This window comes from Mesorhizobium sp. M1322 (assembly GCF_040318085.1).
In the GTDB taxonomy this organism is placed as follows: domain Bacteria; phylum Pseudomonadota; class Alphaproteobacteria; order Rhizobiales; family Rhizobiaceae; genus Mesorhizobium.
On record NZ_JAMYLP010000014.1, the window covers coordinates 43,255 to 55,716 of the forward strand.

The following is a 12,462-nucleotide window of genomic DNA, read 5'->3' on the forward strand; positions in this document are numbered from 1 at the left end:
GCGCATTACGCCAGAAGCGCGACCGCATCGTTTTTTCCCGCCCGAGTCCTACGATCTTCGTTGTCCAGCGCCTCGCCGATATCGCCCAAGTTGCCGATTTTTGGATCAGATCCGTCCTAGCGCGAGCAGGCTCCGCGCTCGAGTTGGCTGGGCTGCTCACGCCTCTGCCTTCAGCATCGACCCGGTCTGGCTGTCGAGGACAGGGTTCCGCTGCGGCGACCAACATCTCCATTCTCACCGTCAGTGCAGCGGCCATTCGAAGCGCATCCTATACCCCTCCCCGGCAGCGCGCCCAATCGTCTTCCGAACGAAGAAGATATTCTCAGCCGCGCGCGTCGCGTTCGGCCCTGTCCGATGTCCGACAATGTCGGATGCGCAACATGGCAGAGCCCGATTTGTCCACTGCCTCGAACGGTTTTCTGATCTGGCACGGTGCATGCTTGGTCATCCGCAAGGCGTCGCGGACCAAGGAGAATCCGTCCCATGATCACCTCACCAAGAAATACCGCCACAGGTCTCCTGGGTCCATCCAAAGATGAGGCTCGGGTAAGGCCTGGCTCCATGAAGAGCTTATTCATCTGGCTCGGCGCTACCCGCCGATCCTCCCACGCGGGGAGACGGGGACGCAGCGCCTTCATCAAAATGAGGAACAAATCACTTTGCCTCGAACCTTGCCTTTCGACCAGCCACCACAACCGGAGCCATCGATCGTCCGCCTGGCTGCGCAACGCGTTCATTGCCACCGCGCTGGCCCTGGTGACGACCGCTCCGGCTCTGGCCGCCACTGCCGGCGGCAAGGTGACGGATTTTCTGCTCGACAACGGCATGGAAGTGGTCGTCATCCCCGATCACCGCGCGCCGATCGTCACTCATATGGTCTGGTACAAGATCGGCAGCGCCGACGAGCCACCCGGCAAATCCGGCCTTGCCCATTTCCTCAAGCATCTGATGTTCAAGGCGACGACCAACCACGCCGCCGGCGAGTTCGACCGAGCCGTCTCAGCCATCGGCGGCTACAATAACGCCTTCACCGCCTATGACTACACCACCTTCCTCGAGACGGTGGCGCCCTCGGCGTTGGGTGAGATGATGGGCTTCGAGGCCGATCGCATGTTCAACCTCATCCTCAACGACGATGATATCAAGACCGAGCGCGACGTGATCCTGGAGGAGCGCCGTTGGCACAGAGAGACGAACCCGCATGCTCTGCTGGACGAGGAGGTCAACGCGACGTTGCGGCAGAACCAGCCCTACCGCATTCCGGTCATCGGCTGGATGCAGGAGATGGAGAAGCTGAACGGCACCGACGCATTCACCATCTACAACAAATACTACCGACCGAACAACGCCGTGCTGGTGGTGGCCGGCGACGTAGAGCCTGAGACGGTGAAGGCGCTGGCCGAGAAGACCTATGGCAAGGTTGTGCGCGGGCCGGACCTGCCCCCGCGCAACCGTCCGGTCGAGCCGGAGCAGAACACCAGGCGCACAGTGACGCTGACCGATGCGCGCGTTTCGGTGCCGAGCTTTTCCACTCAATGGGTGGTGCCGTCCTATCATACGGCAGAGCCCGGCGAGGCCGAGGCGCTCGACCTGCTGGCCGAGATCCTCGGCGGCGGTAACCGCAGCCGGCTATATCAGGAGCTTGTCGTCAAGCAAGGCATAGCCTCGGCGGCCAGCGCCTCCTTTCAGGGCACCATGCTAGACGACACCAATTTCACCATCTCCGGCTCGCCACGCGGCGATGCAAAGCTCGTCGATCTCGAAGCGGCGGCCGTTGCCGAAGTCGCCCGGATCGCCAAGGATGGCGTCACCAGCGACGAGCTGGACAAGGCCAAAGACCGCTATATCCGCTCGGTGATTTTTGCGCACGACGAGCTGGACCATATCGCCAACATTTATGGCAAGACGCTCACCACCGGTGGCAATGTGAAGGACGTGCTCGAGAGGCCGGACCGCGTCCGCAAGGTCACCACCGACGAGGTCAAGGCGGTCGCCGCGCGTTATCTGGCGCTCGACCATTCGACCACAGGCTATCTTTTGCCGCAGCAACAGGCGGGGAATTGATCATGAGCTCCATCCCCATGCAAATGCGCCGGCCGGTCTTCCCTCGGCGCGCCTTCGCCACCCTGTTCCTCTCCATCCTCTTTCTCGTCTTGCGGGCGCTCGCCGGCTAAACGGGATCTGTTTAAAGCCGCGAGGAGCGGTTTTCGCGGGCCTTGCCAGGCATTTGCCGGTTCAGGCGTCATTATTGGGGTGCGCTCCTCCTCAGGCCAGCCTCTCTTCGAGTCGATAGAGTCGCCGATTCGTGGTCCGCAGATTGTAGGCGCAGGCCACCAGCATCCACTCCGCGCGGCTGGCGAAGCCGATGTCCGTTGTTCAATCGTTCGACTAGTAGAACCGCGAGGCATCTTCTAGCGTATTCAGGTATTCTCCCTTTCCAGTTGGGTACCGTGGTCTACCAGCTGTCTGGCCGAGGCCCTATAAGGAACCCGGACGTCGCGGAGTACACACCGCACCTGCTATATATACCTGCTGCGTTGAGGAGGAATCCGGTATTGCCCCTGTGCCTGCCGATGATCCGTCACCTGAGATGCCCTGACCTGTTTGGACCCATTGATCGCCTGCCGGCACTTGGCACGCGGACTAGCGAGCGGATATTCGAGGTCCTCAACCCGTCGACTGGCGAAGTGCTGGCAGAACTACCCGACATGGGTGTCGAGGAGACATGCGCTGCGATCGACAAGGCCTATGTCGCTCAGCCTGGATGGGCAGGGTTGACCGCACGTGAGCGCAGCGACGTTCTATGGCGATGGCATCAGTTGATCATCGACCACGCCGACGATCTCGCCGAGATCCTCACCGCCGAGATGGGCAAGCCGCTTGCAGAAGCCAAGTCGGAGATATCCCATGCTGCGGCGTACCTGCAATGGTACGCCGAGGAGGCCAATCGCGTCTATGGCGAGACGATCTCCGCACCATCGATGGACCGCCGAATGCTGGTAATCAAGCAGCCCATCGGAGTTGTTGGCACGATAACGCCATGGAATTTCCCGGCCTCGATGGTGGCGCGCAAAATCTCGCCAGCCTTGGCGGCGGGCTGCACGATCGTCCTCAAGCCCGCTGAACAGACGCCGCTCGTGGCGGGGGCAATGTTCGCCCTCGCCCATCAGGCTGGCTTTCCCGAAGGCGTCGTCAACCTGATCTATGCGTCCGAAGGTGACGCGGTCGGCCGCGAACTTTGTACCAATCCCAAGGTCCGCAAGATCAGCTTCACCGGGTCGACTGAGATCGGGCGCCTTCTCATGCGCCAGTGCTCGGACCAGATCAAAAAAGTCAGCCTTGAGCTCGGCGGCAATGCACCTTTCATCGTCTTCGATGATGCCGATATCGATGCCGCGGTTAACGGTGCGATCCAGGCGAAGTTCCGCAATGCCGGCCAGACCTGCGTTTCGGCGAACCGCCTTTACGTCCAGTCGGGCGTTCACGACGAGTTCGTCGAGAAATTCGTGCAACGGGCTCGCCAACTTCAAGTTGGTGACGGTTTCGCTCCCGGAGTGGACATCGGACCGCTCATCGACAAGCACGCTTTGGCCAAGATCGAATCCCATATTGCCGATGCCGTCGCCAAAGGCGGCGCAATTCAATGCGGGGGCAAACGTATCGGCACGAATGGCACGTTTTTCCAACCGACAGTCCTGACCGGTGTCTCCAGCGAGATGACCGTCGCGCAAGAAGAGACATTCGGGCCGCTGGCACCGATTATTCGCTTCAAAGATGCGGATCAGGTCGTGCGTGAGGCCAACGACACGATTTACGGCCTCGCGGCCTACTTTTATGCCTCCAACCTGAAGCGTGTCTGGCGTGTGGCCGAGGCCTTGGAATATGGAATGGTCGGGGTAAATACCGGCCGGATGTCTTCAGAAGCGGCGCCGTTCGGTGGGATAAAACAGTCCGGCATCGGGCGGGAGGGATCCCGCCATGGCCTCGAGGACTACCTCGAAATGAAATATCTCTGCATGGGCGGCATCTGAATTTTCGGCTTGCAGGGTTCACAGACCGGGTAACCTAGCGAGCGATCTCCAAATTTGTGCTTTGTAGGATCGCTCCTCGATTGGGAACTGAGGGGCGGCTCCGTACCCGAGCAAACACGCAATCCTGAAGGAGCACCCTGGCTGGGTTTATCTCTCGACGAGACAAGCGTCTGCATTGTCGGCGACGACGGCGTGCATGTGACGGAGGATACGCTTGCGAGGGATTTGGCGGCCCTCGCCGAGTATCTTCAGGCGACGGGCTGTCGTTGCGCGGGTCTGGTTGGAAGCTTGTGCACCATCGCGATCGTGAACGCTGGTTGTGCGCAATATCCGGTTTCTGGGGCAGAATTTTGAACCTGCTACCTTCCGATTGTCAGTAGCTCACTTGTTCTTCGGCCGACTGCCGCGCCGGTACAGGCTCGGCCAGAATCGAAGATACCATCAGGCAGGCGTGCGCATTCGACATTTCCGGTGATCGGCGCACGATCCAGGGCGCGCCAGGTTGACCAAGCGCCTCGAACCGCATGACAGTCTTGACCGGCTGGAGGACGGAAATCCCGCGATGCCGAAGAGGTTGGTCATCGAAGTCGAGCCCACACGGCATTTGCGGCACGAAACAGCAAGGGCTGGGAAGCGATCGGCCGAGCGGTCCTCGAAGGCGCGGGCCAGGGTGTCGACGATGCGTTGGTTCAGGTCCGCCAATCTGGTCTCTACCGTCTGATAGCGGGTTCGGTCGCCAGTGACAGCGAGTAAAGATATTTGGCATCATCGGCTTTGATTGCCGCGCAGATCTGGTCGAGATTGGGATAGCTCACTGATGCACCTTTGGGCTCACAGTGCTTCCTCCTCATCGAGATGAGGATTGCCGGATTTGGCGTAGAACACCAACACGGGTCCGAGATCAAAGCGCGTCCCGGGCGCAAGGCGCTGGACGGACCGGGGCCATGTTTCGGTTGAGACGCCATCGATGCCTCGCGCCAGCGTTCTGGCGAATCGGGGCATCAGCGGAGCGAGCGTCGCTGCCAGGATCGCAGCGGCCGTCGTCTGAAGGGCTAGCGAAGTCCGATTGCGGGCGGGATAGAAACGTCGCGCCGCTGCATAGTCTTGCGCCCGACGGTAGATCACGCAATCGCGCACGAAATCGCAGACCTGAGCGGCCGCGCGGCGGACCGAGAAGCCTTCGTCCGAATAGGCGCGTTCCATCGCCGCGCGATAGATCTCTATCCGAGCAAAGAAGGCGCGGTCGGCCGGGCTCCAGTCGCCTGCATCGGGTACACGGCCGGCAAAATCCTGCTTGATTTCCTGGTTCAACGCATCAAGCCAGTTCAGCCAAATCCCTTGGAACACCTCGTTCTCGGTGCGGCGCAGCGCGTCCAGCGTGAAATCCGTCCGCTCACCTTCCGGGCGTGTCAGGCCCAAATGGAGGCGCACGACGTCGACTGTCTTTGGGCTCAGAACCTCCTTGCCCCAGACCGCATGGCGGCAGCTGGTTGAGAACTTCTTGCCGTCGAGCAGGTAGAACTCGTTGACGTGATAGTGGATGCGTGGCGTCCAGTGGGAGAAGACCTCGGCGTAAAGAGCGGGGTAGAGTAGCGCGTGGTAGAACGAATTGTCGAAGCCGAAGAAATGGACAATCTGCCAGTCGTTGCCGGGCATCTCCGCCTTCCAGTCGCGACCCAGCAAGCGGCCGAGCGCCTGGATGTTGTAAAGAAAACCGAAGGCCATTTCCGGCCAGACCCAGATCACTTGCCCCGGGAACCCTTCGGCCGGCAGGCCCCAGTCCGAGGGGTGGGTAATGGGCACTGAAAAGTTGCCACGTCGGCGTAGGCGCGCGAAGAGATCCAAGATCCGTGGCGGGACGCCCGACGCTCTTAGATGCCGGTCGATATTGTCGTAGCATCGGTCCAAGGCAAGTTCCGGGCGGCGGACGGAGCCGACCAACGGCGCCTCGGCAGACTGCCGTGACCGGGCTGCGCCCAAGTCGTGGCAAAGGTTGGGGGCGCCGCATTCCTCGCAGATGTTGCCACCGGCGGAGCCGCCGCAATCGGGGCAAAGGCCGCTAACATCCGGCTCGTAAAGATAGTGGCCTGTCACAGCATCGAAAAGCGCAGGGCTCTGGCGCAGATCTACCGCCGTGCTGCTCAGAAGACTGCGGAAACACGCGGCTTGGAACTCGCCGTAACCGTCATCGCCCATTGTGGGTTGGAAGCTGTGGACGTCACAATCGAGAAGTGCAAGCGTGGCGCGAATCTCGTCGGCGTAGTAGCGCGCCACGGTTGCAGGCGTCAATTGATCGGCATCGGCGCGTGTCGTGACGTAGCTCTGGTTGTCATCGCTTCCAGTGAGGTGATAGGCTTCGACTCCTTTCATCCGCAGGAAACGAGTATAGACGTCGGCGCCGAAATAGGGGCCAGAAAGATGCCCCAGATGCAGATCGCCATTTGGCGTTGGAGGCGTGGAGAAGACGAAGATCGGCCCGCGTGGAGCCGTGGTTTTTGCAGCGGCATCAAGGGCGGCCTCGCCGTCTCGCCAGTAGACATCGACGAAATCTAGGTCTTCGTTTCCGTCGTTGCGCAGCACATGCGCTTCAAAAGGGTCGAACAGAACGACATCGCCCGCCTCGACCGAGATTTCCCCAAGGTCGGTCCTGACCTTGCCCGATCCTGACAGGATCACGAAGGCCTCGATTTCGTCGTGCCGATGGGGCTCGGATATAACGCCCGGTGCCACCCTACCGAACGAAAACCCCGTGCCGGCGCTTCCCGTTCCAAGCGTGGCCATGTTGATACCGAACGCCCGGGACAGCGTCGTTCGAGAAAGCGTAGATTTCCGCATGACAAACCTAAGCAGTTGAAACAGTGGCATCTCCCAATGCCAACGCAACAGCCTCTTGTGCAAGTTGCGCAGAGAAGCGGCAGCCCAACCCGTTGGCGGCCCCGGCCAGAATAATCCGGCTCTGGGCCGCCAGGCGGGCGACGAGGGGGGCGCCAGTCGGGCTGTAGGCCTCATAGAAGACCGCCCTGCGACCACCTCCACAATCCACGTGCCGAACCGTCGTAACGGGCTGCGGTCGATGCTCCGCGAGCCCGCAAATCAGAACGCCATACTCTCTGCGCATTTTTGAGCGGTCGATCAGTTTCGGGTGCATGCCTCTGGCTGCGTGAGCTCAATCGCGATAGAAAATGCCATTTGGGGGCTTGAGTTTGTCGAGATCGGCCACTTTGCCCTCGGGCGGGTTAAGGGCGCGCTTAAGCACGTTATATTCAGCGCGGGTCGGTCCACCGGTTGAAGCACGCTGGAACACCAAGTAGAGTGTCCGCCGCGAACGATTGCTTTTGTTCGGTCGTGAGTAGTGCGGAGCGTAATCGTCGAAGATGAAGATGTCGCCAGCCTTCCATACTACGGGTTCCCAGGAGAACATTTCGGCGACTTGAGGATCGATCACCCCACCGGCATCCATGGGAAACACCCCCTTCTTGTGGTTGCCGGGGCTGAAGAAAAGCCCGCCGTTTTCCGGGTCGGAGTCGTCGATGCCTATGGCAACCACCGCATGGACCATCCGGTCGGGGAGTTTGTGTGGAATGTGATAAATGTCCTGATGCGGGAGATAGCCGCCGCTGTCGGGGTAGTGGAAAATCAGCAACTCCTTGAGCCTGCGCGAATCTTCGCCAAGCAAATCCTCGACCGCTGACTTTATGCGCTGATCTTCTAAGAGCAAACGACGCAATGGATCATGGAAGTCGAGAAAATTCTCGATCTTGGAGATGATCTTTCGATTGTCCGTCGTCTTCTCGAACCACATGAGCCATTTATCATCGCTGACACCCCAGCGTGACATATCCTCGACAAAAATAGAGATATCTTCCTGAGCCGCTGGAGCGAAGAACCTTTCGAGCCTGACGTATCCGTCTTTCTGCCACTTTTCTCTTTGTGCATCAGTCAACATGTGAAAAGCCTCCTGTTGGAAAGACTGGTTGGTCGGACATCCCAATTAGGGAAGTCGGGCGCTGGTCAAGTTGCGGGTCCACGGAGACGGACTCACGTCATGTGGGACGGCGATGCTAAGTGCGTTCCGCTCCGGCGGATATTGTCCGCAGAAGCTCGGCGCGAGACTGCCTATGTCAGGCTCAGCCGGGTCCAGGAGTTCCGTAAACTGGGCCGGATCAATCGCTTCACCCGGTCCAGCCACGACACGCATCGCTAAAGGCCGGCACCATCCGCTGACCGCCGACCCAGCCATGGCCGCCAAGACCACGGCGCTCTTTCGAGTGAGCGATCTGGTACGGTCTTGACGACCGTAGGGGAAATGCACGCCCCTGCGATGCCCGCTTGGTCCAAGGTCTTGTTCTGTCGCGATGACTTCGGAGAAGCCTCCGGCCTTCGCCGCAGCGGAGGCGGACATCATTCCTAGGATGCCACCGCCGATGATCAAAAGTCTACGAGTCATATCCCGCTGCCCATTTCTTCGGCTACGGGGTCGGGCCAGCTCTCGATCGAGGTATGGCTAATGAAGCCAGGATGCTCGGGGTTCGCGCATGGCGCGCGCCCAAGAAGGCTATCGAGGATGCGGCGCGCGCGCCAGGCCAGCAGGCTTAGGTTCGGATCGGCGAGGCCGCGCTGCCCGAGGCTCGCGTTTTGTACGAAGATGCGTCTGTCACGCGGTCCGTCCCAGCTGACCGAAAAATCCTCGCGAATAGCTAATTCATTGTCGATCTGCTCCAACCGGTCCATGATCGGTTCCAACAACCCTGGCACCGCGTTCTCGTAACCGGTGGCCAGGATGACGATGTCAGCGGTGACTTCTTTGACCTCGTCCATGCCGTGCTGCAGGGTCAGCCTGTGACCTGCGCCGGCGTTGATGCAGTGCGAGACGGTGCTGCTCGGCCGCAGTGTGATGTCGCATCGGTTTGGCTCGAAAAATGCGTGGCGGTACAGCGCCTGATAGATCGCGCGCAACGTGCTTTCCGAAATGCCGTCCGAGGCAAGCACGAAACGCCGCAGGAGCAGCTTACGCTGCGACTCGCTCATCGCCGCGAAACGATCCGAAAAGCAGGGCATGAACAACTCGTTTGTGAACGGGCTGTTGTCCAGAGGCAGATAGTTTTCGCGCTGCGAGACCCAAGTGATCGAGCCAGGCCGCCGTTCGTTCGGCAGGCCGACAAGGTGCAACATCACCTCGGCTCCCGACTGGCCTCCGCCGACCACGCAGACATGCTTTCTCCGCACCTCAGGGTGGATGTGCAGTAAAACAGATGAGTGGAACAGGTTGCGTCCAATCCAGCCCTGAAACTGAGGCGGAATTTGCGCCTGCTTGCCAATGCCGACCACGACGTTTCTGGCGCCGAGAACCGCCTTATCCGTCCGCACCCGAAACTCGCCGTCAAACCGGATTTCGCGCACTGTCTCGCCGCCGCGCACAAGTGGGTTCCTGTGGAAGGCCCAGTTCAGATATTGCTCGAACTCAACTCTAAGCACGGCCTCGAACTGTGCGTTCAGGAAGTGATACAGACGCCCGTTCTCGTGCAGGAAGTTTACGAAAGTGTAGGCTGATCGCGGATTCACCAGCGTGACCAGATCCTTGAAGTGGCTGACTTGGAGCTCCGAGGAATCGAATGCGATGCCTGGATGCCAGCGGAAGTCGACCTGCCGATCCACGAACAGTGCCCCTTGCCCAACTTGCTCGTGTATCTGACACGCAAGGCTCAAATTAGACGGCCCAGCACCGACCCCAACGCAAGATAACTCCACTTGCTTTCCTCCTATAGAGTCTTCCCGCTAGGCGGCTTGTTCGCGGCGAATATCGGCGATAGCCATTGGGCCCCCTCGCGGACGTTTTCGAGCCCCGGTCCCGACCGGGTTTGCGGGAATTTGTCCGCGTTCGGGTCGCCGAATGTAGACCCCAGCATTCCAGCGCGGTGACAATCGACGGTTCATGCCGGCGACGTGGGGCAACGACGTATGTCCTTTCCACCCGTCTGGATGCCCGCCTCGCCGTCACGCGAGACGCTTTCCAAGCCCATTAAGGTGTTTGAAGCCGGCGCAATCACCCGCCTCAACCATGACGCGCCGGCCTTTCGGCGGCTTGATGGCAGGCGAGAGCGCGGTTTTCACTGCGGCGACGGCATTTTCGGTGCGGATGATCATGAACGACCTCTCTTTGATGCAGAGTCCCCTGCATCGGCCGTGCCAAAGACGGAACATTTTATTAAACAATGGGTTGGCGGATTTGCGATCCTGTCGGAAATCCGACATTGAGGGGGACGCCTCACGGCGGCGCCCGATTTGCACGTCGATGTCGCCTTTTTCCGAATAGCTAATCGGGGCACCTTCTGCACCAGAATACTTCTCTTATGGAGACCAGCAGGAAGTCTTCATGAACGGACAGTGCAGAACCTTGTGTCTCTGCCGGACAGATCGCGATTTCCTTCTCCCATCGAGGTCGGCAGTTGCAAGAGCTGCCAGATCCTTCGCCCTATCGTGCCGTTCACTGGCTCGATCCCGACATCCTCGGAGCCCGCGATCATCAAGAGTGGCGCACTCTCATGTCCGCCGCGACGCCTCTCTCATGGGGAAGCAATTCTCTATGTTGGTGTCGGATCGATGCTCTTGATGAGATGGTTGCGGATGGGGGCATGCCCAGACCTAAGCACATCAATGATTGGGCGATATGGGACCTTCACCAACTGGATTGTCGAATCTCTGGAAAGATAGCCGGAAGACAATTGCGTGATGACCACTCTGCCGGTTCCAAAAGCACGTGCGCCGTTCGGTCCCTGCGATCCAGGCGGAGGGATGAGGCCGCAAAGCAGTCCTTTGCGCGCCCACCGGTGGGCGAGGATGGAGGCAACGTAAACGCAGTTATTCGATGATCGCGCCGCGGTGTCCTCAGGCTGTGCCGCGCCCGACACCGGCGACGCAGTGGTCGTCGATCGCCGCGTCGCCGATGTCGATCCGAAGTTCGGCCAGTTTCGCGGTGAGCTTCACTGCTTATTCCGCAGTGCCCACCGATCTGGCACGGGAGGTTCTATCAGGCGGTCACGGCTGCATTCGTTGTCGGATCTTCGACGATGTCGGACATAAGACATAGCGCCATCAGGGTGATCGCATTGTTCTGAAATGATTTTCTCATTTGGCACGGCACCTGCAACGCAGTCCGCAAAACGCGCTGCGGCACGGATAGAGGAGAAATCATCCCAGGATCATGCGCGCCGAACCTACGGTCGCAGCCGGGAGCAAACTGGGCATGAGCGCTCCGCCAATATCAAGCAATTCGAGCAAAATTTTTCGTAATTCAGTGCACATTTCTGAAGAGCAAGGAGAGAATATCATGGCGAGAAAGCAAACGGGCGTGGCGCGGGGAGCAACAGCGGCCGTCGTCCTCATGGTGGTGGGACAGCAAGCCGTCGCGGCCGACCTTGTGCAAGCCCCGAGCGTCCCGCAGGCAGGAACCTCGGTCACAAAAGAGCCAAGTCCTTGGCAAATCCGCCTGCGTGGGTTGGGGGTCATCACCGAGGATTCGGGCTACGTCAATGCAGTGTCAGGCTCCGGTCTTTCCTATTCGGACACCGTGATCCCGGAACTCGATCTTTCCTATTTCTTCACGGACAACATCGCCGCCGAGCTCATACTCGGCACCACCTATGCGAATATCGAGGGCCAAGGAGCGATCGGCGCGCTGGGCAATCTCGGCAAGGTTTGGCTGCTGCCACCCACGCTCACATTGCAGTATCATTTTACCGATTTCGGCGCATTCAAGCCGTATGTCGGCGCCGGCGTGAACTACACGATCTTTTATAACCAGGACGTCGGCAGTGCAGATGCTCTCCATGTTAAGAACACGTTCGGCACCGCGCTGCAGGTCGGGTTCGACTACATGGTGGATCAGCACTGGGGCGTCAACCTCGACGTGAAGAAGGTTTTCCTCAAGCCAGACTTCGACGTCACGGTCGACGGCGCGAAGCTGACGGGGAAGGCGGAGCTCGATCCCTGGTTGATAGGCGCAGGTGTCACCTACCGCTTCTGATAACGAAAGCGAAGGCACCTGCTGATAGCCGATCGAAATGAAGGGCGCCTTGTGCGCCCTTTTCCGTCGGCCCTGAACGGGCGACAACTGAAGAAGCGGTTGTCGAGGGGCGGCCGCCCGGTGATCTCCTGATAAAGGCTGGCGCCGGGGCGCCCGCCCTTGCCTGCGCCAGCCTCTGTGCTGGCACAACGCTTGCTGTTTGCATGCATCGTCTCATCCTCCGCTCGCCAATCGCCGCGCCTTTCCCCGGAAGAAGTCGATCCCAATCTCGCGTGCCTGCCCCCGTTGAGTGGGGTGGGCGGCAGAACGCGACTGGCTTGGCCCGCTGAATGAGGCGGGCCGCACCCGAAGGGCCGGAACGGAGTGGAGGATGCGAGCGGAGCGAGCGTTGCGGCACGCCGCAGCGGG

7 protein-coding genes are annotated in these 12,462 nt (G+C 60.0%); 3 read left to right on the forward strand and 4 right to left on the reverse strand.

The annotated features are described in order from the left end of the window. Positions 1 to 642: 642 nt before the first annotated feature. Positions 643 to 2,064 (forward strand): M16 family metallopeptidase, encoded by a 1,422-nt coding sequence (locus NKH12_RS08130; RefSeq protein WP_352952625.1) that lies wholly within the window; start codon positions 643 to 645, stop codon positions 2,062 to 2,064. 509 nt (positions 2,065 to 2,573) lie between these two features. After that, entirely contained in the window at positions 2,574 to 4,031 is a 1,458-nt protein-coding gene (locus NKH12_RS08135; protein ID WP_502910765.1) for an NAD-dependent succinate-semialdehyde dehydrogenase, read from the forward strand. Between the two features lie 831 nt (positions 4,032 to 4,862). On the opposite strand, the gene NKH12_RS08140 is transcribed toward NKH12_RS08135, so the two are convergent. The 4 genes from NKH12_RS08140 to NKH12_RS08155 all read right to left on the reverse strand — a co-directional run bounded on the left by NKH12_RS08140 (position 4,863) and on the right by NKH12_RS08155 (position 10,175). Next, positions 4,863 to 7,067: a class I tRNA ligase family protein gene (locus NKH12_RS08140; protein WP_352952626.1), complete on the reverse strand. Its 2,205-nt coding sequence runs from the start codon at positions 7,065 to 7,067 to the stop codon at positions 4,863 to 4,865. A 130-nt stretch (positions 7,068 to 7,197) separates the two neighbouring features. Next, on the reverse strand, positions 7,198 to 7,977 hold the full coding sequence (locus NKH12_RS08145) for a phytanoyl-CoA dioxygenase family protein (RefSeq protein WP_352952627.1): 780 nt from the start codon (positions 7,975 to 7,977) through the stop codon (positions 7,198 to 7,200). A gap of 497 nt (positions 7,978 to 8,474) precedes the next feature. Then, the gene (locus NKH12_RS08150) at positions 8,475 to 9,779 is read right to left on the reverse strand and encodes a lysine N(6)-hydroxylase/L-ornithine N(5)-oxygenase family protein (RefSeq protein WP_352952628.1); all 1,305 of its coding nucleotides are present in this window, start codon (positions 9,777 to 9,779) and stop codon (positions 8,475 to 8,477) included. 246 nt (positions 9,780 to 10,025) lie between these two features. Further along, positions 10,026 to 10,175, reverse strand: coding sequence for an iron-sulfur cluster assembly accessory protein (locus NKH12_RS08155; RefSeq protein WP_352650843.1), 150 nt, complete (start codon positions 10,173 to 10,175; stop codon positions 10,026 to 10,028). A gap of 1,183 nt (positions 10,176 to 11,358) precedes the next feature. Between NKH12_RS08155 and NKH12_RS08160 the strand changes: the two genes are divergently transcribed. Beyond that, complete coding sequence (locus tag NKH12_RS08160) at positions 11,359 to 12,054, forward strand: OmpW/AlkL family protein (protein ID WP_352952629.1); 696 nt, start codon at positions 11,359 to 11,361, stop codon at positions 12,052 to 12,054. Positions 12,055 to 12,462: the final 408 nt, after the last annotated feature.

What these genes read in the sequence shown, in the direction of transcription:
- NKH12_RS08135 (WP_502910765.1), top strand. Translation starts at nt 2,574, where the DNA reads ATGATCCGTCACCTGAGATGCCCTGACCTGTTTGGACCCATTGATCGC.
- NKH12_RS08130 (WP_352952625.1), top strand. Translation starts at nt 643, where the DNA reads ATGAGGAACAAATCACTTTGCCTCGAACCTTGCCTTTCGACCAGCCAC.
- NKH12_RS08145 (WP_352952627.1), bottom strand. Translation starts at nt 7,977, where the DNA reads ATGTTGACTGATGCACAAAGAGAAAAGTGGCAGAAAGACGGATACGTC.
- NKH12_RS08160 (WP_352952629.1), top strand. Translation starts at nt 11,359, where the DNA reads ATGGCGAGAAAGCAAACGGGCGTGGCGCGGGGAGCAACAGCGGCCGTC.
- NKH12_RS08155 (WP_352650843.1), bottom strand. Translation starts at nt 10,175, where the DNA reads ATGATCATCCGCACCGAAAATGCCGTCGCCGCAGTGAAAACCGCGCTC.